General features: G+C 36.1%; 21 protein-coding genes and 2 pseudogenes. 6 read left to right on the top strand and 17 right to left on the bottom strand.

Annotation, left to right across the window (positions count from 1 at the left end):
* Positions 1-1,092, bottom strand: coding sequence for a tyrosine-type recombinase/integrase (locus V1L66_RS00170; protein ID WP_333005361.1), 1,092 nt, complete (start codon positions 1,090-1,092; stop codon positions 1-3).
* Positions 1,093-1,507: 415 nt separating this feature from the next.
* Between V1L66_RS00170 and V1L66_RS00165 the strand changes: the two genes are divergently transcribed.
* The 4 genes from V1L66_RS00165 to V1L66_RS00150 all read left to right on the top strand — a co-directional run bounded on the left by V1L66_RS00165 (position 1,508) and on the right by V1L66_RS00150 (position 6,989).
* Positions 1,508-2,983, top strand: a complete 1,476-nt coding sequence (locus V1L66_RS00165) for a spore germination protein (RefSeq protein WP_333005362.1) — start codon at positions 1,508-1,510, stop codon at positions 2,981-2,983.
* A gap of 4 nt (positions 2,984-2,987) precedes the next feature.
* A complete protein-coding gene (locus tag V1L66_RS00160; protein WP_333005363.1) occupies positions 2,988-4,118 on the top strand; it encodes a GerAB/ArcD/ProY family transporter in 1,131 nt (376 codons plus the stop codon).
* On the top strand, positions 4,105-5,193 hold the full coding sequence (locus V1L66_RS00155) for a Ger(x)C family spore germination protein (RefSeq protein ID WP_333005364.1): 1,089 nt from the start codon (positions 4,105-4,107) through the stop codon (positions 5,191-5,193). Before V1L66_RS00160 ends, V1L66_RS00155 begins: the two co-directional genes overlap by 14 nt.
* A 557-nt stretch (positions 5,194-5,750) precedes the next feature.
* The gene (locus V1L66_RS00150) at positions 5,751-6,989 is read left to right on the top strand and encodes an IS110 family transposase (protein ID WP_333005365.1); all 1,239 of its coding nucleotides are present in this window, start codon (positions 5,751-5,753) and stop codon (positions 6,987-6,989) included.
* Between the two features lie 240 nt (positions 6,990-7,229).
* On the opposite strand, the gene rpsR is transcribed toward V1L66_RS00150, so the two are convergent.
* The 5 genes and pseudogenes from rpsR to rpsF all read right to left on the bottom strand — a co-directional run bounded on the left by rpsR (position 7,230) and on the right by rpsF (position 11,260).
* The gene (rpsR, locus tag V1L66_RS00145) at positions 7,230-7,469 is read right to left on the bottom strand and encodes a 30S ribosomal protein S18 (protein WP_188227411.1); all 240 of its coding nucleotides are present in this window, start codon (positions 7,467-7,469) and stop codon (positions 7,230-7,232) included.
* 298 nt (positions 7,470-7,767) lie between these two features.
* Positions 7,768-8,067 (bottom strand): annotated as a pseudogene (locus V1L66_RS00140) (single-stranded DNA-binding protein); the annotation flags it as partial.
* Between the two features lie 196 nt (positions 8,068-8,263).
* Positions 8,264-10,075, bottom strand: a complete 1,812-nt coding sequence (locus tag V1L66_RS00135) for a reverse transcriptase domain-containing protein (RefSeq protein ID WP_258860847.1) — start codon at positions 10,073-10,075, stop codon at positions 8,264-8,266.
* 584 nt (positions 10,076-10,659) lie between these two features.
* A pseudogene (gene ssb, locus V1L66_RS00130) lies at positions 10,660-10,929 on the bottom strand (single-stranded DNA-binding protein); the annotation flags it as partial.
* A gap of 43 nt (positions 10,930-10,972) precedes the next feature.
* A complete protein-coding gene (gene rpsF, locus V1L66_RS00125) occupies positions 10,973-11,260 on the bottom strand; it encodes a 30S ribosomal protein S6 (RefSeq protein WP_016992320.1) in 288 nt (95 codons plus the stop codon).
* Between the two features lie 176 nt (positions 11,261-11,436).
* On the opposite strand from rpsF, the gene V1L66_RS00120 reads away from it, so the two are divergent.
* Positions 11,437-12,006 (top strand): DUF3267 domain-containing protein, encoded by a 570-nt coding sequence (locus tag V1L66_RS00120; protein WP_333005366.1) that lies wholly within the window; start codon positions 11,437-11,439, stop codon positions 12,004-12,006.
* Between the two features lie 64 nt (positions 12,007-12,070).
* Here the strand turns inward: V1L66_RS00120 and V1L66_RS00115 are convergent, their stop codons facing one another.
* From V1L66_RS00115 to V1L66_RS00100, 4 genes are all read right to left on the bottom strand, one after another.
* A complete protein-coding gene (locus V1L66_RS00115) occupies positions 12,071-13,111 on the bottom strand; it encodes an acyl-CoA dehydrogenase (protein ID WP_333005367.1) in 1,041 nt (346 codons plus the stop codon).
* Between the two features lie 84 nt (positions 13,112-13,195).
* Complete coding sequence (gene ychF, locus V1L66_RS00110; RefSeq protein ID WP_016994923.1) at positions 13,196-14,296, bottom strand: redox-regulated ATPase YchF; 1,101 nt, start codon at positions 14,294-14,296, stop codon at positions 13,196-13,198.
* Positions 14,297-14,392: 96 nt separating this feature from the next.
* Complete coding sequence (locus V1L66_RS00105) at positions 14,393-14,593, bottom strand: DUF951 domain-containing protein (RefSeq protein WP_004233342.1); 201 nt, start codon at positions 14,591-14,593, stop codon at positions 14,393-14,395.
* Position 14,594: 1 nt separating this feature from the next.
* Entirely contained in the window at positions 14,595-15,467 is an 873-nt protein-coding gene (locus V1L66_RS00100) for a mechanosensitive ion channel family protein (RefSeq protein WP_016994925.1), read from the bottom strand.
* A gap of 91 nt (positions 15,468-15,558) precedes the next feature.
* On the opposite strand from V1L66_RS00100, the gene yyaC reads away from it, so the two are divergent.
* Positions 15,559-16,191: a spore protease YyaC gene (gene yyaC / locus V1L66_RS00095; protein ID WP_016994926.1), complete on the top strand. Its 633-nt coding sequence runs from the start codon at positions 15,559-15,561 to the stop codon at positions 16,189-16,191.
* On the opposite strand, the gene V1L66_RS00090 is transcribed toward yyaC, so the two are convergent.
* The 7 genes from V1L66_RS00090 to mnmE form a co-directional block, all read right to left on the bottom strand.
* Positions 16,111-16,824: a DUF554 domain-containing protein gene (locus V1L66_RS00090; RefSeq protein WP_036077938.1), complete on the bottom strand. Its 714-nt coding sequence runs from the start codon at positions 16,822-16,824 to the stop codon at positions 16,111-16,113. The two genes, yyaC and V1L66_RS00090, sit on opposite strands and share 81 nt — an antisense overlap.
* Before the next feature lie 78 nt (positions 16,825-16,902).
* The gene (locus V1L66_RS00085) at positions 16,903-17,751 is read right to left on the bottom strand and encodes a ParB/RepB/Spo0J family partition protein (protein WP_036077940.1); all 849 of its coding nucleotides are present in this window, start codon (positions 17,749-17,751) and stop codon (positions 16,903-16,905) included.
* Positions 17,744-18,505, bottom strand: coding sequence for a ParA family protein (locus tag V1L66_RS00080; protein ID WP_016994928.1), 762 nt, complete (start codon positions 18,503-18,505; stop codon positions 17,744-17,746). Before V1L66_RS00080 ends, V1L66_RS00085 begins: the two co-directional genes overlap by 8 nt.
* A gap of 224 nt (positions 18,506-18,729) precedes the next feature.
* Positions 18,730-19,629, bottom strand: coding sequence for a nucleoid occlusion protein (gene noc / locus V1L66_RS00075; RefSeq protein ID WP_016994929.1), 900 nt, complete (start codon positions 19,627-19,629; stop codon positions 18,730-18,732).
* A 179-nt stretch (positions 19,630-19,808) separates the two neighbouring features.
* Positions 19,809-20,525 (bottom strand): 16S rRNA (guanine(527)-N(7))-methyltransferase RsmG, encoded by a 717-nt coding sequence (rsmG, locus tag V1L66_RS00070; RefSeq protein WP_016994930.1) that lies wholly within the window; start codon positions 20,523-20,525, stop codon positions 19,809-19,811.
* A gap of 114 nt (positions 20,526-20,639) precedes the next feature.
* Positions 20,640-22,532, bottom strand: a complete 1,893-nt coding sequence (gene mnmG, locus V1L66_RS00065; protein WP_036077942.1) for a tRNA uridine-5-carboxymethylaminomethyl(34) synthesis enzyme MnmG — start codon at positions 22,530-22,532, stop codon at positions 20,640-20,642.
* 27 nt (positions 22,533-22,559) lie between these two features.
* Positions 22,560-23,945 carry a tRNA uridine-5-carboxymethylaminomethyl(34) synthesis GTPase MnmE gene (mnmE, locus tag V1L66_RS00060; protein ID WP_016994932.1) on the bottom strand — a complete coding sequence of 462 codons (1,386 nt, stop codon included), beginning with the start codon at positions 23,943-23,945 and terminating at the stop codon, positions 22,560-22,562.
* Between the last annotated feature and the right edge of the window lie 81 nt (positions 23,946-24,026).

Below are 24,026 nucleotides of genomic sequence, written 5' to 3'. Positions count from 1 at the left end.
TTACTCTTGCCCCCTTTGCGCTAAAAATCTTTCATAGGATAGCGAGAGGGTTTTTACAGATGGTTTAGCATATTTAGCTGATGTTTCAATGCTGCCGTGGCCCAATCTTTCTTTGATAACGTTAATATTGACGCCCATATCCTGTAGTTCAGATGCGTGAGTATGTCGCAGTGAATGTGCTGTTAACTTTACGCCTTTGATACCTACAGCAGCATCTAATTCACTAAAGAAATTAATTATAGTTTGTCTCGTAATAGGTTTCCCTAAGTAGTTTATTGAATGCGAAACAAAGATATATTCAACACCCGTTTTGTTAGGTCTGTGATATAGAATGTAATCATCAATCTCTTGTAACAATTCATTAGATACAGGCACTGTACGTTCTCCTGTTTTCAATTGCCTATCTTCTAGTTCATTATCCCGTTCTATCAGATATAAGTTTCCGACCTTTTTATCCGGATCTGGATAGTCAAAGTCATCCATTCTTAAATGCAACAGTTCAGATGTTCTAAAACCTGTTTCGTATAAGAGTTTAAAGATTAATTTATTTCTAATTAATAAATCTTCATTACCACCATATAAAGAGCTAATCGCCTCGTAGTACCTAGAAGCACTATCGTCGTATAGTCTTTTCTTGTTGGTTTTTTTAGGGTTTTTCCTCTTATAATAATTTTGGAAATTACCCCATTTAGGAGCTATATGCTTTAAGAATCCATATCTTCTATTGTTGTTACTATCTACCTTTACAACAGGAGACTCTTCAATATATCCACCAATAACTTCTAAGTGTCTATAAAAAGAACCAAGTGTTGCTAAATAACGGTTCCAACTAGCAGGAGATATTTTCTTATCTTTCCTAGCATCTAGAAACTCCACAAAACCAAGTAATTCTGATGGCTGAACATTATAGAATTTTAATCCTTCTTTTTCTAACCAGATATAATAAAGCTTTAAATCATCCAAATAGCTTTTAATTGTATTTGGAGATGAGCCTTTTTTCTCTAATGTATTCGTAAAATCTAAAACCTCTGGAAGTATCCTCATATTAGAATCAACTAATACATACGAGGTTAAAGTTCTTTCAATTCTCAAAAAGCATCCCCCCTATACACAACATTCTGATTACACACTAAATTATACCATCTAGAACATTACCATATAAAGTTTGAAAAAGGATTACACACATCAATTAATCGATGTGCATACATAAAAAAAGCTCTTTTCTCAAAGATTGTTGCTAATAAAAAAGAAAAGTGTCCTTATTCAACAATCGCGCCCGATTGTTGAGTACCAACTAGAGGAAAAACGGCAATCCATAATAGATAAGGCCTTCTTCACCTTAAAGGTTTTTATAAAGTGTCAAAAGCTAACTGTATCTTTGGATGCACTTTTTTGTCCTGTTATGCTCCTCTACGTTTAATGTATATTTTAATATTAAATTGCAAATAATGTGTATGAATAAAGTATTTAAGTACGATGTTTTCTCAATAAGAGGGATGGGATGTACATGTTTTGGAAAAAAAAACAAATTGAAAGTAAGCTTGTTACTGAATCAATAGCTGAATCAGAATTATCGATAGAAGCTCTGAAAAAAATCCTCGTTCAAATGGATGATGCAGAATTTGTGGAAATTGACATTTCCGATATTCGAAAAATTCATCTTGTTTACATACGAACTCTCATTGATCAAGAAAAATTAAATGAAAGCATTATAAAACCTTTAACTAAATGTTCCAAACCGTCTATTCAAGATTGTATTACGAATTCCTCAATTATTCACATTCCTAATTTTATAGAGGCAAAAAAACAGTTGTTTTCAGGTTCCATTTTGTTATTTGATTCTTCGCAAAACCTTTGGTTAGCTGTGCCATTAAAAAATCCTATTGGACGTGCCATTGAAACTTCCGAAACAGAAACCATCCTGTTCGGAGCAAAGGACAGCTTTAGTGAACAAGTAGAACAAAATATTACGCTTATTCGAAGACGACTCCCCATACATGAACTGAAAGCAGAGAAGTTTACTGTCGGTTCTATGAGTGAGACAAGTGTTGTTTTAATGTACATAGAGGGGCTGACTAATCCAGAATTTGTTTCAACAGTCAAAGAGAAGATTTCTGAAATTAATTTTGATCTCTTCTTTGAATCCTCTCAGATTGCGGCATTCATGGAGGAACATCAAAACAGTATTTTTCCTCAGTTTCAGCAAACTGACCGGCCTGATGTAGTTGCTTATTCTCTGGGATTAGGAAAGATCACCCTTCTGGTAGACAATACACCATTTGCTCTTGTTGCACCCATTACTTTTTTCCATTTATTCCAATCACCCGAGGACTATATTAATCGATGGGTAGTTGCCAGTTTTTTGCGCATCATCCGATATGCCAGTTTTGTTCTGTCAATCACATTGATTCCTTTCTATGTGGCATTGACAACTCATCACTATCAAATGATTCCTATACAAACCCTTCTGGTCTTGGTCGACTCAAGGAGCAAGCTTCCTTTCACTCCTTTTTGGGAAGCGTTTATCATGTTAATTTTTATTGATATCATAAGAGAAGCAAGTTTAAGGATGCCTACAAAAACAGGTCAAACACTTGGGGTTATTGGTGGTATTGTGATTGGCCAAGCGGCTGTTGAGGCTGGATTCGCTAGCAACGTATTAATTGTCATGGTTGGGATCTCGACGATAGCTTCCTTTCTTATCCCCAACTACCTTATGACAAAAGCAAATTCATTAATGCAATTGATGCTTCTTGTTTTTTCTTCTTTACTTGGAATAATTGGGATTGCACTAGGAATCATTGCTATTTTAGCTCATCTTAATAGCTTGTCTTCAATCAAGCAACCCTATTTTTCACCAGTTTCCCCTTTCTTTAGAAAGGATTGGATAGACTTATTCATTCGAGGGCCATTAGCCAAGATGTTGGAGCGTCCAGAGCATCTTAAACCTCTAAAACTGAAGAGATATAAAACTAGGAGATGACTTGATGGGAACTTACCAATTATTTAAAAAGAATGAAACCTATAATGGGCTCTATGCCATGTTGTTGGTAAATCGCCTCCAAATGCTTTACTTTTTTCTGATAATGCCAAATATCTTGATCCATCCATATATGATTTGGGTGCTTATAGCTATCGGGATATTATCCCAACTAAACCTTCTTCTTTTATCGAAGTGGCTTTTAACCCGTTTATCTAGCAATGGATATAATGGATTTGTCCAATTGTTTGGAAAAAAATTGGTACGATTTCTCTCTTTCATCGGGTTGTTCTTTATTCTACTTAAACTTTCCGTCATAACCTTAGGGTTCAGCGAAATTGTTCAAACATTTATGCTTCCATCAACAGATACAAATTTTCTTGTCTTTTTTATTTTGTTGTTCTGTTTTTATGTCGCAGGTAAGGGCGTTGAGCATACCGTTCGTTTTGTGTTGATTTCTTTTTTCTGTACATTTTGGATGATCACATTTTTCTTTTGTTTCTTCTTTCCCCCAATAGCTCAACTCAGTGATTTGTATCCACTTATTCCAATGGAGTGGAAAGTAGAAAATTGGAAAGCTTTTTTTTTAATTTTGTCTTCCTATTCTGGTCCAGAATTTCTAGTATTTTTGGGGCCATGGCTTAAAACAAATAATAAAACCTTTCGCTATTTGTCTTACGGCAACGCTATCACCGTTGCAGAGTATGTATTCCTATTTATAGCATCCCTACTTTATTTCGGTTCCAATTATTTAAGTAAAAGTCAATATCCAATTATTAATATGGCCCGTTATTTTCAAAACCCAGTGTTTGAACGAATTGACATGATCATGCTTTCCTTTGAATTATTTAACCTAGTTTTTGCAGTTTCTCTATTTCTACTATTGTTTTATGGAGCATCTAAAATAGCATTTGGTAAAATGAGCAAGCCAACCAGTGGAAAAGGTTTATTATCCAATGTTTCCCTTATCTTTATCGGAATGGTTCTTATGAATGAATTATTTTGGAAGTCTGAGGAGAAGCAGAACTTTTTACTTAATCTTCAAATTATAGCTGGAAGCATAAGCTATTTTCTTGTTCCACTTGTTATTGTTTTAGTAATGAAAAAAAGGGGGATTAAAAAAAATGCGTCTACATAAAAAGATATGTAATAGATTAATACTTCTTTTTATGACTATTTGTTTATCTGGCTGTGCCCCTTTTACCGAAAATAACCTTATTGAAGAAATTTCTCCCATTACCTTTTTGGCAATTAGTAAGGGGGATAAAGGGAAATTAAAAGTCAGTACAATTTTGCCTCCTCTAAGTAAAGAAAATAAGAATGTTATGTCGCAAGAAGTCAGCTTATTAAAGGAGGGAGTACAGAAGTACGATTTAAACTTCTACCAGGAAATTAAATCCGGACAAATGCGGATGCTAGTAATTAGTGAAGAACTTGGAAGAGACGGGATTATGTCCATTATAAATGTATTATTGACTGATCCGGATATTTCTCCGAGAATCTATTTAGTTATCGTAAAAGGCAATTTTGATGAATACTTGGAAAGTCAATTGGACAAAGATGAAAACTTTGATTACTCGTTTTACCGGATGCTGAAGCATTATGAGGAAAAAAACCAAGGAGAATTAACCGTCGTTAATCTTCATGAATTTAAAAATTTGCTCTATACTCCTTATTCAGATCCTTTCTTGCCTGTATTCAAATTAGAAGAGGATGGGGTCAACTATGAAGGTACAGCCCTGTTTCAAGATGACAAGCTAGTTGAAACTATTTCATCTTTAGATGATCGTATCTTCCAGCTGATAAACAACGATCACTACCTAGACGTTCTACCAATTCCAAAATTTGAAGTTGTACTGGGTCATGTTAGATCTAAAATAATAGTAGACATCGATAGCAGCTATTCTACAATGACCTATACCGTGAATATGGACACTAGGATTGAGGAATACCGGGGAGAGAAACAATTATTTGACCCAAAGGAATTAGAAAATATGAAAAAAGATATCGAATCTCATCTTAAAAAACAAACACATGAACTGTTTAAAAAGATGCAAGAATTGAAAGTGGATCCATTACAGCTAGGCATACAAACTAAAAGACCATTCTCAAAACCAATGGAAGAAAAAAAATGGATTGAAATGTTTGAGAAGATGGATATTAAAATAAAATACAATATTAATATTGATCCTTTGACGGATGCAAATTCATAAAGGCAAAACCTTTAATTTTTCCTATTGGACAACTTATAAAGTAAACAAAATGCCCTAGAATCGTTGGATTCTAGGGAATTTTGTTTACTTGTAACACATGTAGCAGATTTAGCTGTAAATAACACCACTACACAAATCATATATCCCATTAGATTTTTTATGTTTATTGCAATTCTTCTTTAACTATGCTGTCTTTGAACTTAACAAAGTCTCCTCATCTTTTATTAAAATACTACCATCAAAAGATCCCTAAGCTACGTTTTATAACATTTCATAAAAAATTTTATTCTACAATATGGCCCGATCGTAATATAAGGTTAGCCAGATTTTTCTGGTTGACCATTTTCTTATAGGTCTTATTATTACGGTAGTCGGGGTAGAACGTCTGGCCCGTGGGACTTGATCCCGTCCGCAAAACTGTTCACCCCCTACTTGTATAAACATGTTTCGAGCTGGTTGGGACAAGGATCCCGTTTAACAAGCGAACCTATGATATTACAAGCAGCTTTAGGGGTTACCGACTAATTTAGTATTTTCTTAGAGGAGGAGATTTCGATATGAATCCAGTCGTTGGTCTGGATGTTTCTAAAGGAGAAAGTCAGGTTCAAGCTTTTTTGGATAAAAGTCAGCCCTACCGTAAGAGCTTTAGTGTTAAACATACTCTAGATGGTTTAGGAGGTTTATTAGAATTTCTAAAAGAGGTTGAGAGACTGGCTGATGGAAAGCAACCTTCGGTTATTTTAGAATCTACAGGCCAGTATCATATCCCTGTCATTCAATTTTTGGAGGAACAACAGTATGTCTATATTATTGTTAACCCACTTGTCTCTCATCGAGCTAGAAGTACAAATTTACGAAAGGTAAAGACAGATGCCATCGATGCCTATCATCTATGTGAGTTGTATTATAAGGAAGAATTAGAACCATACAAAAAAAGAGGAATTCAACTCTTAAATCTTCGTAATCTCACGAGACAACAAGAAACGATATCAAGCACAGCTGCACAAACGAAATTACAGCTACAATCGATTTTAGATCAGGTATTTCCTGAATATAGAGGTGTCTTTGGGAATCTCTATTCAAAAATCTCGTTACAGATTCTATCACTCTTTCCAACTTCAGAAGAGGTTCTAAATGTCAGTAAATGTGATCTTACTGATAAAATCGCAGAATTATGTACAACTCGTTCAGAAAAATGGGCAAAAGAAAAAGCTCAGAAATTGAGAGAAGCTGCATTACGTAATCCGTTTCAAAACAACTTGTACCAGAGCCATATCTTTAACCTAAAAATGTTTATCAATATTGTACTTCAATATCAAGAGCATCTATCAAAGTTAGCGGCAGAAATAGATGCCCTCGCTAAAGAAATTGAAGAATATGATATTATCCAGTCTATCCCTGGTATTGGAGAGAAGATTGCAGCAACAATCATCTCTGAAATTGGAGAGATAGAGCGGTTTAACCATCCTAAAAAGCTAGTGGCATTCGCCGGGATAGATCCTAGCGTTTACTCTTCTGGTAGGTTTACTGCTTCCATAAATCGCATAACCAAAAGAGGTTCTAGCAGGTTAAGGCAAGCATTGTTTATGGCTGTACAATGCGGTATAAGAGATGCACGTAAGCAAAAAACAAGTGATGAAATACTCCCTAGAAATAAGAAATTAAGAGAGTTCTACGATAAAAAACGCGAAGAAGGAAAACCTTTTAGAGTAGCAATAATTGCTTGTGCTAATAAGCTTTTACATTGGATTTATGCTCTACTAAAAAGGAAAGTAGCCTTCCAAAATGGGGATTAAAAAGTATATCTAAACACATTAAACAAAACCTTCCAATTCTAAAGAGGAAGGCTTATTTGGTGTACCCTTTTTTAGTATAGCATGTAGTTTTTAATATTTTTATTGAAAAATCTTGACAACTATTAGCTGGTTTTGTGGAATAACATTCTTTACCTAAAGCAACAATTTATACGAAAACAGCCATAAAAAAACACAACAAAGTTATGAAAACCTTGTTGTGCTTTTATTAATAAATAAATATTATTTATCTTCAGCAACGAATGGTAATAATGCCATAATACGTGAAACTTTGATTGCAGAAGTAAGTTTACGTTGGTATTTAGCAGAAGTACCTGTTACGCGACGTGGTAAGATTTTACCGCGTTCAGAGATGAATTTCTTTAAAAGATCTACATCTTTGTAATCGATGTGCGTAATGTTGTTTGAAGTGAAGTAGCAAACTTTACGGCGTTTGCGGCCTCCGCGACGTGGTGCCATTATCGTTTTCCTCCTTTAACTATTTTTTAATCGGATGTCGAGTATTAGAACGTATCTGAATTACCTCATCAAACTCTTAATATTCCCCCTATACACAGCAACCGGATTACACACTAAGGTATATTATCCGAACATTGCTATATAAAGGTTTTAAAAAGGATTACACACATCAATTAAACGATGTGCATAATCTTCTTTTATATGTTTGTTGAGTAGACAGTAATTACACACTGAAAATGTAAATAAACTTTGGTATATCAATGTTTTTACACATTACACACTTTGGTTTATTTCAAGGTTTTCAAAATGGAAGATCATCCTCAGATACTTCTATTGGCCCTTTGCTATTAGCAAATGGATCCTCATCTACACGTGTATAATTTGGCTGATTCATAGGTGGTTGATTTTGCTGATAAGAATCGCCGCCATAGGAACCCTGCCCTGGCATAGCGCCACCAAACTGTTGTTGTGGTTGACCACCGCCATATGACGGTTGGTTATTACCGTAAGTTTGTCCACCACCATATTGAGGAGCAGGAGCACCGCTACCATTACGGGGTTCTAAAAACTGTACGCTATCCGCCACGACATCTGTTGTGTAGTGGGATAAGAACCCGACGCCTTTCTAAAATTCCATTATTTTTCCGTTCATACAGTCAATTGCTCTCTACGAACTGAAATTACTGTCTTAATGTCTTTTAGTAGGTTTTCAAGAACTCTCCCCCAAACCGTACGTACATCTCTCGATGTATACGGCTTTCCACTTATACCATTCTAAACTTTATTAGTTACGCATTTTAGTCTAATTTCCCGTTGTGTAAATCATTATGGCAGTCATGACATAGGGCTATTGTTTTACGATTTCTTTCAATCATAAATCTTTCCCATTTTGTCTTTCCTTTTAGGTCTTTTAGCTTTCTGATGTGGTGTATTTCCAGGGGTACGCCTTTTGTTTTACACCATTCACATTTGTTTGCTTCTAACCTATCTATAAGGTTTGTTCTGCCTTTATACTTTATAGTATTAGGGATTTCATCTACTTTGTAACTTTCAATTTCGGATGATTTTACTAATGGGTCATCATAGAAATAAATGGTTCTTTCTATTCCTTTTTTGTTTGTATAACTTATTCCAAATCTTCCGTTTTTGTTGAATTTTTTTGCAATGTCTTTAGCATTGGTTTTATATTTATTGGCATATGTTTTTAACATACTCCATTTCATCCAATATCTAAAATCATTCAACATATGAACATCACTGGCTAACTTGTAGTAGTTATACAGACCTCTGATTTCCGCATTATATGTTAGTAAAATTTCAAGGTCGTCATTGTTGAGTAATGAAGCTCTATGCATTGCTCTGAATTGCGTGTTGTCTTTTGTGTAGACAATCGCTTTTAATTCAAACAATTTTCCTATCCATGCTTCTTTTGGCATTGTGAGATTGACTGCATTATTGTATCTTCTCTTTGATACGCCGTTGGCGTCCTTACTTCTGTTGTCGTTTTTTCCTATTCGTATTTCATATCCAAGGAATTTAGCAAAATTACTTGCGTGAGTAATTAAAGTTTTCTCTGCTGAGAGATTTAGGTTCAATTTTTCCCTTAAGAAATTTGTAAGGTCTTGCTTGATATTTTCAGCGTCTTGCTTACTTCCGATTACCCCTATAAGGAAATCATCTGCGTACCTTACATATTGTATTCTCTTAAAGCTTTCATCAAATGGGTCAGTATTTGGCACTCTGTATTGTTCAGCACGCAATTCCTTTATCCTTTTGATGCATTGTTCCTTTTCCTCTTGTGATAGAGTGTCCTTTAATTCCTCGTATTTCTTTCTGGCTCTGTAAACTCTTTGGTCTGCTAATTTATATTCTTTGTTCTTTCTACGTTGTTTTCCTCTGTCGAATTTGAGTTTGTATTCCTCAATGTATCTGTCGAGTTTATCCAAGTAGATATTTGCGAGAATAGGACTGATTATTCCACCTTGAGGAGTTCCACTAATTGTTTTGTGATATTTCCATTCTTCAAGGTATCCTGCTCTTAAGAATTTATAAATTAGTCTGATGAATTTTTCATCCTTGATTTTTTCTCTAAGGATGTTTATGAGAGTGTGATGGTCAATATTGTCGAAGAAACCTTCTATATCGCCTTCTATCCACCACTTAGCACCAGTTCCAAGGCTTTTGAATTGTTTTAGGGCTGTGTGACAACTTCTGTTTGGTCTGAAACCATGTGACCTATCAGAGAATTTATTATCATAAATACTTTCTAAAATTAGTCTTACCACTTCTTGAACTAACTTGTCGTCAATTGACGGAATGCCTAAAGGTCTTTTCTTCCCATTTTTCTTGGGAATATAGACTCTTTTTGCTGGTTGTGGTTGGTAAGATTCATCTTTTAGAGTGTCTATGATTTTGTCAATTCTTGCCATACTCATTCCATCTATTGTGTTTTCATCGCTCCCCTTGGTCATGTTTCCTTCTTTAGCATATATATTGTTATATGCCATTAAGAAAAATTCCCTATTGAATAGGTTACGATACAATCTATGGTAGACGTATTTTTCATCCTTATCGTTTAGACTGTCCAATACCGAAAGTGGATTTCTCATAGTGCCTCACGCACCCTTCCATATTCTTATTATTGAACTTATAAGCTGTTCCCCTTCGCCATGTAATAGGCTTTCCCTATCTCGGACTACTACGAGAACTCCGTTACCGTATTGGATATTCAGACACAGATTGTCATAGCCCTTTTTTGAGCATTCCAACTTAGGTAATCCCCATTAAATACAATGAATACAGCGATTCGTATGATGTCGGTTGCACCTTTCATCCTTTTATATCTATGATATATAGCTGACGTTCCTTCACAGCGTAATACAACCGAGTCTAATTTGTATTACTGAACGTCACATGACATGTTCAGCCATCTTTTGTCATGGGTGGCATTGTTCCGCTTCAGATTAGTGTTCAAGCAGTATAGCCTTCAACCTCGTTCACACTACTTCTTTCGTCTTGCGATTCAGTTTTGGAATGATGACTTTCCAACTTATCACTTTACAACCATGCTACACTCCCCGTTTGGTTTCCGTCTCGGATAAGGTTGTTGACGAACAGGCGTACTTTCGTACATTGTGAATTTCCTGTATGCTTACGCTACAAGCATTTTATTCATTGCACCTGATGGGCGCACTACTCGCTTACCGTCTTGTCCTTCATAACTGCCTGTCTGGATACGACCTTCTACCCCAATTAAACTTCCTTTTCGCATGAAGTTCGCTAGGTTTTCAGCCTGTTTTCGCCAAGCAACACAGCTAATGAAATCAGCTTCGCGTTCACCTTGTTGATTTGAGAATGCACGATTTACAGCTACTGTAAATCTTGTAGACGCAACTCCATTCGGTGTATAACGTAGCTCAGGATCTTTTGTTAGTCTTCCAACTAATACGACACGGTTTATCATCAGAATACAACCTCCTTTTCAGCGTTTTGTAAAAAATTAATAATTAAGCTTCTTCGCGAACTGCAATGTGGCGAATGATGTCTTCGCTGATGTTAGCAAGACGTGTATACTCGTTGATTGCATCTGAAGTAGCGTTTACTTTTACGATTTGGTAGTAACCTTCGCGGAAGTCTTGAATTTCATAAGCTAAGCGGCGTTTGCCCCACTCTTTTGATTCGATGACTTCTGCACCGTTAGAAGTTAACATTTCGTTGAAACGTTCAACTAAAGCTTTCTTCGCTTCGTCTTCAATGTTCGGACGTACGATGTACATTAATTCGTATTTTCTCATCTGTTTACACCTCCTTATGGACTTAGGCTCTCCTAATTAAGGGAGCAAGGAGCAAGTAATTAATTATTACTCACATCAATGAATTGTAACATATAGGTACTTGTCTTTCAAGTCACAAACTAATAATTCGTTATATAATGACAGTATATTTCATTCTCTATGAAAGGAGTGCCTTCATGTTATCCAACGATCAGGAGCCAATCGTTATCGAATTAGATTTAAAAAAGTTAATGATCGACAATTTTGTGATTACAAGTGGTCTTGTCATATTATTTGTTGCCATCCAATATATTTGCTTTAAAGATTTCCATTTTTCTTTTTGGAACATGATTGGTGGCACAGCACTATTTGTGGTACTGTATATATTTTTTATTATCCTACACGAGGCTTTTCATTTAATTGGTTTTATGATTTTTGGCAGAGTCCCCTTTAAAGCTTTGAAATATGGTGTAAATTTAGAGCAGGGTGTTGCCTATGCAACTACTGAGCGTCCTCTTCCCAACCATGCTATGAAAAAAGCTCTATTACTGCCCTTCTGGACGACTGGTGTACTCCCAACCATCGTTGGGTTTTATCTTAACAGTACCGTTTTAATCTTGATTGGAGCGGTATTAATAGCTGGAGCTGTAGGCGATTTTGCTATGTATAAAGAGCTACGGAAATATCCTCGTCATGCTATCGTTCAGGATGACCCTAAATTACCAAAACTGTATGTTTATCTATCGCAGGAAAAGGATGATCAATAAACTAAGACTACATAATTAAATAGAATCTGTAGATTAAAAATGAACTACAGATTCTATTTATATTTTAAGGAGTTAAAAATCCATGCTGAGCTGCTGTATATAAATTTCTCCAAATACGATTAATCGTTGATGTTTCTGTAATAGCATCCATACCGAGATTGCGTATTAAATTATTCGCTATTTCTAAGCAAGCAGCTGCTATATCCTTAGCCATTTGTGTAAATTGTGATAATTCCACTTCTGTTAATTGTTCACCCTTTTGATGCTGTTGCCAATAGACAGATAATGTTGCATAAAACTGTTCCTCGCATTGCTTGAAACGTTTGTGCTGCTGCATCCATAAAAATTGAAAGGCTCCAATTCGTTCAGTTCTGCTTCCATCATGATTTCGTTGCTTCATTAAAGCAAAAGCTTCTTCTAAAAAATTTTCTGTAAGCCCAAGACAAACCCCTAAAAAGGAAGCCTCCGCAAAGGTGGTGAATGGAAAGCTATGTACTGAATTACTATAATCATTTCTAATGATCCCTAATTGAAAAGTAGCTTCCTGTGGCACCCAAACGTTGTTTACACGAATTGTATGACTAGCTGTTGCCTTCAAGCCCATTGCAGACCAATCGTTCAAAATCTCAACATCATGTGGATTTACTGAGCAGCTAATAATTTTATCTGTTTTGATACCATCCTCTTCAATAAAGCAATTCATCGTAAATGTTGAAGCATAATTAGAGCCACTACAATACTTCCATTGCCCTGTTACATAATAGCCGCCATTTGTTTTTACAGCTATCCCCGTTGGATATCCACTACCTGCTATAACCGCTTCTTTAGGAGAGTAGATTTTTTCACAAACTTTCTTACTGAATGTTGGAATAAATGCGTTTCCACCTGTACCAATAGTAATGAGCCATCCGAAATTGCCATCAAGCGCAGACATCTGCTGGAATACCTTTACACCTTCTACAAAATCTAAATCCTTACCACCTAAATCTCTTGAAGTGAACAATTTGAATAATTGCTGTTCATAAATATAATCTAAAACATCTTGTGGTAGCATTCCCAGCTGTTCAAACTCTAAACCACGTTCCTTAATGTGCATAGCATTCATTCATAAGTCGCCTCCATACACTAAAAATTCTGATAACTACACAATCGAAAAAGGGCAACCATTTTAGATTGCCCTTGTTAGTTTTTATACATTAAAGCGGAATAACATAATATCGCCATCTTGTACTTCATATTCTTTACCTTCAAGACGTACTTTACCAGCTTCCTTAGCTGCTGCTTGAGAACCTGCCTCTAGAAGATCATCATATGCCACTGTTTCTGCACGAATAAAGCCGCGCTCGAAGTCAGTATGAATAATACCTGCACATTGTGGTGCCTTCATTCCTTTACGGAACGTCCATGCACGTACCTCTTGTACACCTGCAGTGAAGTAAGTAGCTAGTCCTAATAAATCATAAGAAGTACGAATTAGTTGATCTAAACCAGATTCTTTTATTCCTAATTCTTCTAAGAACATAGCTTTTTCTTCATCATCAAGCTCAGAAATTTCTTCTTCAATCTTTGCACAAATAGTAATAACTTGAGCACCTTCAGCTGAAGCATACTCACGTACTTTTTTCACATATTCGTTGTTATCAGCATCTGCTACTTCATCTTCTGAAACATTTGCTACATAAAGCATTGGTTTAATTGTTAGCAAATGAAGACCTTTAATTACCTTCAATTCATCATCTGATAGCTCAGCCGCACGAGCTGGTTTACCGTTTTCTAGTTGCTCTTTAATTTTTAGAAGTACTGGCTCTTCTATCATAGCCTCTTTATCTTTTTGTTTCGCCATTTTGCTAACGCGTTGTAGACGTTTATCCACAGATTCTAAGTCAGCTAATGCAAGCTCTAGATTAATCACTTCAATATCATCAATTGGATCTACTGCTCCGGAAACGTGAGTAATGTTTTCGTCTACAAAACAACGTACTACCTGACAAATTGCATCTACTTCACGAATATGAGCTAGGAACTTATTTCCTAATCCTTCACCCTTAGAAGCACCTTTAACAATTCCAGCGATATCTGTAAATTCAAATGCAGTTGGCACAGTTTTTTTCGGTACCACTAATTCTGTTAATTTATCTAAACGTGCATCCGGTACTTCAACTATACCAACGTTTGGATCGATCGTTGCGAATGGATAGTTTGCAGCCAATGCACCCGCTTTTGTTATTGCGTTAAATAATGTTGATTTTCCAACGTTAGGTAAACCAACGATTCCAGCTGTTAATGCCATGAATGGACACAACCTTTCTATACTCAGTTCAAATTTTCTCTTCTATAACCTTATCTATTATATTGATTCACTCAGAAAAAGTCTAATATGCCTGGTTTACGACTCATCGGCAGAGAATAAAACCTTTTTCATTTTTTTCTCAAATTCACGACGTGGAATCATGACACTATGCTGACATCCTTCGCATTTGATACGTACATCCGCCCCCATACGAATAATTTTCCACTTATTGGTACCGCATGGATGTTGTTTTTTCATTTCAACAATATCATTTAAACCAAATTTTTTTGCTTCCATCTTACTCACTTCTCCCCTCATCTTTGCCATAGAACATCATTTTTGGATAGACCATTGGTATATTATTTTCTTCAAAGAGTTTCGTAATATCACGACGTATGGTACGTGCTACTCCATATTGTTGCTGCGGTAATGTTTCAGCGGCTATACGAATGGTTACTTCTGTCCCCTTAACATTTTGTACACCTAAAAATACTGGAGCTGCAATTAATTCTTTATGCATTTTAGGTAATGTCTCTAAATATTTATTAATAACCCCTTCTGCTTTTTCAAAATCAGCATCTGTGGACATTTGTAAATCTATAAAAATTTTGGAGTTGTTAACAGAATAATTGACGACCTCGCCTATAGCTCCATTGGGAATAATGAACTGTTCACCTGTACCACCATTAATTTTTGTTGTACGTAAGCCAATTTCTACAACCGTACCTTCTGCAGCATTTATTTTTATATAATCTCCTACACCAAACTGGTCTTCAAAAATAATAAAGAATCCCGTAATAACATCCTTTACTAAGCTTTGAGCACCAAAGCCTATTGCTAAACCAACGATTCCTGCACCCGCTAATAAACCTGCTACCTTTATATTTAAGGAAGAAAGAATACCAATAATTGCAGAGAAATAAACGACATAGGAAATCACGCTTTGTAATAATCTTGAAATTGTTCGTTGACGTCGCTCTGAGTGGCTTAATGGTGAACGCATTCGGATTAAAAACACTTTTTTAATAAATTTTTTACCTAATCTTACAGCTATCCACGATACTAATAGAATAAGCAAAATTTCTATAGATGCATCAATCACTTGCTCCCAAAGTTCCTCAGATGTGAGCTTGTCCCAGTATTTCTCCATTAACTTTTTATTCTTTTCCATCATTACCACCTCTTGAATAACTTGCTAAAAATTTGCGTATACTGCATAAAAATTGAGCACTTCTAAAAATAAAAAGAAAGTGAGTTTTTTTATGAATACTATACCAAATTTGTTACTACCTTATTCCCTTCATCACGAAAGTAAAAATGCTGTTTGGCAATTAAGTACATTATTTTTAGAACATATACCGTTTCATCATGAAAGACTAATTTTTTGTTGTATTGGCAGTGATCGTTGTACGGGTGATACACTTGGGCCATTAACTGGTAGCTTTTTAAAAAAATCTGTTAGTTTTCCTTATGAAATTGTAGGTTCCTTAGAAGACCCTTTACATGCTCTAAACTTAGATTCTACAATGCAACAGCTACACAATCATACTACAAAACCATTCATTATTGCGATTGATGCCTGTCTTGGCAGTGAGCAAAATGTTGGTCATATTTCAGTTCAAAGTGGCCCTATCTTCCCTGGAAAAGCTGTAAAAAAAGAATTACCCCCAATTGGAGACATTTCCGTGAAAGGAATCGTCAATATTGGAGGATTTATGGAGATGCTTGTTTTACAAAATACAAGACTTCATATTTCTTATGCAATGGCTGAAAAGCTTTCAAGAGCATTATTACTGGCTGCTCATCGTTATTCACTAAAAAATGTAGAAGATAGCCACCATAATACCAACAATGACGATACCTGGCAGCAGGTTAGCAGCTTTGATCTTAGCTAAGCCCGCAATATTTAACCCTATTGCCATAATCATAACCCCGCCAACTGCCGTCATTTCTGTAATGAACATTTGTAATGCGGCATCAGGGATAAAGGAACTTATAACACCTGCAAAAAGAGCTATTAATCCTTGATAAACAAAGACAGGTACAGCGGATAGCAGTACACCTATACCTAATGTGGATGCTAAAATAATGGATGTAAATCCATCTATTAATCCTTTTGTAATGAGGACATTATGGTCATTACGAAGACCACTATCGAGTGCCCCAATAACAGCCATTGATCCTACAACAAAAATTAGTGAGGCAGTGACAAAGCCCTCTGCTATGCTAATTTGATTTTGGTCATCCCGTTTCGTATGAAATAAACTCTCTACCCATTTACCAAGACGATTCATTTGTTTATCTAAATCTAACCACTCACCTATTACTGTACCTACCACTAAACTTACTACCAAGATAATAAAATTATCACTTTCAAAGCCCATTTTTATCCCTAATAATGTGACGGCTAAACCAATAATAGATAGGACCGTAGATTTCATAGATTCAGGGATATTTTTAAAAATCCGCCCTACTAATGCTCCTGCTATAATTAACAAAGCATTTATCAATGCTCCTAGTAATACCACACTTAAGCCTTCTTTCTCTCTAAAAAATAGAGAGCGCCTGTTTGCTTGGCGCTCTGATTAAGTTATAGGAATATTATTTTATTCTTCCTGTATGTTTAATATTTCCAATATACGTTCTAAATCATCTTCAGAATAAAATTCAATTTCAATTTTCCCTTTATTATTTGTTTTTTTAATTTGAACATTTGTTCCAAAGTAATCTCGTAATTGTGACTCCTTTGCAGTTACAAAAATATCTTTTTTCTTAGGTGGGATTGTTTCACGTGAAACTTCTTCATTTAAGTTTTGCACTAATAATTCAACTTGACGTACATTCAATCCTAGATTTATTACCTTATTGGCCACTTCTGATATTCTTCTTTTATTTTTTAAGCCGAGTAATGCTCGTCCCTGCCCCATCGATAATGTTCCATCATTCATCAATTTACGTACATCTTCTGGTAAGGCTAGTAGCCGAACATGATTGGCAATATGTGGTCTACTTTTCCCTAATCGCTTCGATAACTCTTCCTGTGTTAAATGTAAGTTTTCCATTAAACTCTGATAGGCTTCAGCTTCTTCAATTACAGTTAAATCCTCACGTTGGAGGTTTTCTAAAATAGCGAGCTCCATCATTTGTGCATCTGATAGCTCTTTTATAATGACAGGAATAACCTCGAGGCCAGCTAATAGGCAAGCTCTGTAACGACGCTCTCCCGCAACAATTTCAAACTTGCGTGCTTTTTTACGCACGGCAATTGGCTGCAAAATCCCATGTTCTTTAATAGAATCAGCTAATTCTTGTAAACTTTCTTCATCGAAAATTTTACGAGGCTGAAATGGGTTCGCAACAATTAAATCTAATTGGATTTCTTCCACTTGCCCACTGTGTTCTAAAGACTCTCCTGGAAATAATGCACCAATACCCTTCCCTAGACCTTTAGCCATTTTTAATCACTTCCCTCGCCATCTCTAAATAAACTTCTGCACCTCTAGATTTTGCGTCATAAGTGATAATTGGTTGACCATGACTTGGTGCCTCACTTAATCGCACATTACGAGGAATTATTGTTTTATATACTTTATCTTGGAAATATTTTTTCACTTCATCAATAACTTGCAAGCCTAAGTTTGTGCGTGCATCTAGCATTGTTAATAAAACGCCATCGATGTAAAGCTGTTGATTCAAATGCTTTTGAACGAGGCGAACTGTTGATAATAATTGACTTAACCCTTCCAATGCATAATATTCACATTGTACAGGGATAATGAGCGCATCTGAAGCTGTTAACGCGTTGATTGTTAAAAGCCCTAAAGATGGTGGACAGTCAATAATTATATAATCGAAATCTTCTTTCACATTTTGTAGAGCATGTTTTAAACGTACTTCTCTTGAAATAGTGGAAACCAATTCAATTTCTGCGCCTGCAAGCGAGATTGTTGCCGGCACGATAGATAAATTTTCTACCTTTGTTTTTTGAATGACATTTTGAACATCTTCATCATCAATGAGCACATCATAAATGCAACCCTGTATCTCTCCTTTATTAATACCAAGTCCACTTGTTGTATTCCCCTGCGGATCAGTATCAATTAAAAGCACCTTCTTACCTAAGTATGCTAGGCAAGCGCTCAAATTGACCGAAGTTGTTGTTTTACCTACGCCACCCTTTTGATTGGCGATTGCTATAATTCTACCCATTTAAAAGCACCTGCTTTCATCTATCAAAGTTTACTTTGACAAATCATTTGTAAAATCACTATTTAATCCGCTATCTAACTTTCATTCTATCAAAAAAAATGAAGAGAGTTGTATAAAATATTAAGAATATATACAAAAAAGGAGACATCTCAATTAACCTTCTGAGATATCTCCCCTGTACAGTGATGAATTTGATCCATATATTACTTTTCTAAAATAATTTACTATACTTTTTTCTTTTTAGGAATTTTCACTGTAATTTGATAGTATTCTTCTGTATCTTCTTCTTCAGTTTTCACCGTAATCCCGCTTTTTGTTACCATCGTTAACGACTGTTTGATGGTATTCAAAGCAATACGCACATCCTTACTTATGGCCTTACGTTTTGGCTTCGCTTTTTTTGGGATTGTTTCTTCCTGCTCGTCAGCTACAGGATGTAATATACCCTGAATGTGCTCCTCTAGCTGTCGCACATTCCAATCATTATCAATTGCTAGCTGTAAAATTTCTAATTGCAATGGTTGATCTTTAATAGCAATTAATGCACGTGCATGTCGTTCAGATATTTGTCGCTTCAAAATAGCTTGCTGTACTTCATCTGGCAGCCTTAATAAACGTAATTTGTTGGCTACAGTGGATTGTCCTTTTCCAAGTCTTTGGGCAAGAGCTTCCTGTGTTAGCTCATGAAGCTCTAATAATTTTTGATAGGCTACCGCTTCTTCAATTGCAGTTAACTCCTCACGCTGCAAGTTCTCTATTAACGCAATAGAAGCTGTTTCCTTATCTGTTAAATTACGTACAATAGCAGGGACTTCTGTCCATTGTAGCTTTTTCATCGCTCGATAACGACGCTCACCAGCGATGATTTCATATTGATTTTCTGATGTTTTACGTACAACAATTGGCTGAATCACACCATGTGTATGAATGGTTCTTGATAATTCTTCAATTTTTTCATCATCAAAAATAGTACGTGGCTGAAAACGGTTAGGTACAATTTGATCAATAGGCAACTTTATGACTTCTTCCGCTGCATGAACCGCCTCTGCTTGTTCTACTTCATTTTTCACAATAGGCTCTGTTTTACTGCCGCCTCCAAAAAAACGTGAAAAAGGACTTTTCATCCAAGTGGCACCACCTTTAAGTAACTATCTTGCTCTGTGTCATTCTATTATTATTTATTATATTTCTTTAAATGTATATAGTTCATAGATGTCTTTTGCGTGAACCATCCATAACTAGTATGTATGCTCAAAATAGAAAAAATATTTTCCACTTTGAGAAGTTTCACATGAAACACTAATTATTGAATCGGTGTTTTATTTGGTACACCTGGCTTACGCGGATATTTTTTCGGTGTTCCTTTTATTTTATCAAATATATATAAAATGCGGTCACTTTCTTCAACAGGTAGCTTGAAAGAAAATTCCTCTCTCAGTTTAACACCTAAAGTTGTTAAAGCTTTTTTAGCATCCTTTAATTCTTCTGCTCCAGCTGCAGCTTTTAAAGCAACAAAATATCCATCTTGTTTTGCTAAAGGTACGCATAGCTCTGCTAGAACTGATAAACGAGCTACAGCACGTGCCGTTACCACATCAAATTGTTCACGGTATTTTAAATTTTGGCCAAACTCTTCCGCTCGAGCATGTACAAAATGCATATTCTCTAATTGTAACTCATCACTTAAATGATTTAAAAAGGTAATTCTTTTATTTAATGAGTCGACAATTGTAACTTGTAAATGTGGGAAGCAGATTTTAATTGGGATACTTGGAAAACCAGCTCCTGCCCCAACATCGCAAACAGTTACTACTTTTGAAAAGTCAAAGTAAAATGAAGGACTAATTGAATCGAAGAAATGCTTTAAATATACGCCTTCTAAATCTGTTATAGCGGTTAAGTTCATCTTTTCATTCCACTCAACAAGTAATTCAAAATACTTTTTAAATTGAGCAATTTGCATATCAGAAAGTTCGATACCTTTCTCTTTCAGAGCCTCAATAAATTGTTGTTCGTTCATGGAAAGTCTCCTTTGTTATCTAGCTATACAACTCCAACTAATAGTATAGCCTTAAAAATAGGAAGCGGGCACAATGGTATGCCCGCCTCTTATTCACTTTACTGTTGTTAATGATCAGCTGCTTACTTTCGCAATTTTACCTTGTTCAATATAAACAAGCAGAATTGAAATATCAGCTGGATTAACACCAGAAATACGAGAGGCTTGCGCAATAGACAGTGGTGTAACTTGTTTTAATTTTTGACGCGCTTCTGTTGCTAAACCTGAAATAGCATCATAATCAATATTCTCAGGGATTTTTTTGTTTTCCATTTTATGGAGTTTCTCTACCTGCTGCAATGCTTTTTCGATATAGCCTTCATATTTAAGCTGAATTTCAATTTGTTCTTTCACTTCATCCGTCAATTCAATTTCTGCAGGAATTAAAGAAGAAATTAACTCATAATGCATTTCAGGGCGTTTCAATAAATCTGCGCCACGAATACCGTCTTTTAATTCACTACCACCAACAGAACGAATAACAGATTGTGTCGCTTCATTTGGCTTAATAATGACTTCACGAAGACGTGCAATTTCATTTTCAATCAGCTCTTTTTTCTCATTGAAACTAGCATATCTTTCTTGTGGAATCATCCCCATTTTATAAGCTAGCTCTACTAAACGTAGATCTGCATTATCGTGACGTAATAGTAAACGATATTCTGCACGAGATGTTAATAAGCGATATGGCTCATTTGTTCCTTTAGTCACTAGGTCATCGATTAAAACGCCAATATAAGCATCCGAACGGCTTAAAATCAATTCCTCTTTACCTAGTACATTAGCAGCAGCATTCATTCCCGCCATTAAGCCTTGTGCGGCAGCCTCTTCATAGCCAGATGTACCGTTAATTTGACCAGCTGTATATAAGCCTTTAATACGTTTGGTTTCTAATGTTGGCCATAATTGTGTTGGCACAATTGAATCGTACTCAATAGCATAACCAGCACGCATCATTTCAGCATTCTCTAAGCCAGGTATAGATTTTAGTAAACGTGTTTGAACATGCTCTGGTAGGCTTGTTGACAAACCTTGAACATATACCTCGCGCGTATTACGGCCTTCTGGCTCTAAGAAAATTTGGTGTCGCGGCTTATCATTAAAACGCACTACTTTATCTTCAATAGATGGGCAGTAACGTGGACCTGTTCCTTTAATCATTCCTGAATACATCGGTGAAAGGTGTAAATTTGCTTCAATTATTTCATGTGTTTCAGGGCTTGTATATGTTAACCAGCAAGGTAGTTGATCCATGATGAATTCAGTTGTTTCAAAACTAAATGCACGTGGAACATCATCTCCTGGTTGAATCTCTGTTTTGTCATAATTAATTGTACGATTATTCACACGTGGTGGTGTACCTGTTTTAAATCGAACTAGATCAAAACCAAGCTCTTTTAAATTATCAGCTAAGCGAATTGATGGTTGCTGGTTATTAGGTCCACTTGAATATTTAATATCACCGATAATAATTTCACCACGTAGGAAAGTACCTGTTGTCACGACGACTGTTTTAGCACGGTAAACGGCACCAATTTGTGTAATGACTCCTTTAACTTCTCCATCCTCAATAATCAGCTCTTCAACCATTCCTTGATGGATTGTTAAGTTTTCAGTTTCCTCCAACACACGTTTCATCTCTTGTTGGTATAAAACTTTATCCGCTTGTGCACGTAATGCACGTACTGCCGGACCTTTTCCTGTATTCAACATTCTCATTTGTATATGTGTTTTATCTATCACTTTTCCCATGACGCCACCTAAAGCGTCAATCTCACGTACGACGATTCCTTTGGCAGGGCCACCGATCGATGGATTACATGGCATAAATGCAATCATATCTAAATTGATTGTTAGCATTAATGTGTTAGCGCCCATTTTAGCTGCGGCATGTGCAGCTTCTGAGCCTGCATGACCTGCGCCAATCACGATCACATCAAACGTGCCTGCCTCATATTTTGTTGGCATGCTCGTACCGTCCTTTCTTTCTGAAAATTATTTTCCTAAACAGAACTGAGAAAATAGTTGATTGATGAGGCTTTCTTGAACAGTATCACCAATGATTTCACCAAGTATTTCCCATGTTCTTGTTACATCAATTTGTACCATATCGACTGGTACACCACCCTGTGCAGCTGCTATTGCATCTTCGACCGTTGCTTGCGCTTGGTGCAGAAGGGCAATATGTCTTGCATTTGAAACATATGTTAAATCGCCCGCTTCGATTTGTCCCTCAAAGAATAGGGCAGCAATGGCTTCTTCTAGCTCTGTAATACCTTCCTCTTGTAGCAGAGATGTTGTTACAATGCGATGCTCACCAGCTAATTCCTTGACACGTGCTAAATCAATTTTTTGCGGTAAATCTGTTTTATTGATAATGACGATGTAATCCATCGCTTCAATTGTTTCGAATAGACGCTCATCTTCAGCAGTTAACTCATCTGCATAGTTTAATACAAACAGAATTAAATCAGCTCCACGAAGAGCTTCCCGCGAGCGTTCTACTCCAATTCGTTCAACAATATCTTCTGTTTCCCGAATACCCGCTGTATCCACTAAACGAAGTGGAACACCTCGGACATTGACGTACTCCTCTATAATATCACGAGTAGTCCCTGCAATATCTGTCACTATGGCCTTATTTTCTTGTACTAAGCTATTTAAAAGTGAAGATTTCCCTACATTCGGACGACCTAAAATAACTGTTGATAATCCCTCACGCAAAATTTTTCCTTGAGAAGATGTTTGCAAAAGTTTTATAATTTCATTTTTTACCCATGTACATTTCTCTACTAATACAGGTACAGTCATTTCTTCTACATCATCATACTCTGGATAATCTATATTAACCTCTACTTGGGCTAATGTCTCTAGTAAAGCTTGGCGCAAATCACCAATAAGTCTCGATAATTTTCCATCCATTTGACCCAAAGCAACATTCATCGCACGATCTGTTTTAGCTCTTATCAAATCCATTACTGCTTCAGCCTGTGATAAATCAATACGTCCATTTAAAAAGGCACGTTTTGTGAATTCACCTGGCTCAGCTAATCTTGCTCCATTTGTTAAAGCAAGTTGCAACACGCGCTTGACTGAAACTAATCCACCATGACAGTTTATTTCCACTACATCCTCACGCGTGAATGTTTTGGGGCCACGCATCAATGATAGCATTACTTCCTCTACTACCTCATTAGTTTTAGGATCGACTAAATGTCCATAATGAATAGTGTGCGAATCTTTTGTTGTTAAACTTTTTCCCCCAGGTGATTTGAATATTTTATCTGCAATCGTCACAGCCTCGTCTCCACTTAAACGAACGATGGCTATGGCACCTTCACCCATCGGTGTGGATATCGCAGCAATTGTATCGAACTCCATTTAATGACCTCCTCAACGTTATCCACATGTGGATAATCAAAACCGACCAATACTTACTAACACCTTAGACTAACATATTTT

Source organism: Lysinibacillus sp. IITD104 (genome assembly GCF_036698265.2).
In the GTDB taxonomy this organism is placed as follows: domain Bacteria; phylum Bacillota; class Bacilli; order Bacillales_A; family Planococcaceae; genus Lysinibacillus; species Lysinibacillus boronitolerans.
This window is presented reverse-complemented; position numbering and strand designations above follow the sequence as displayed.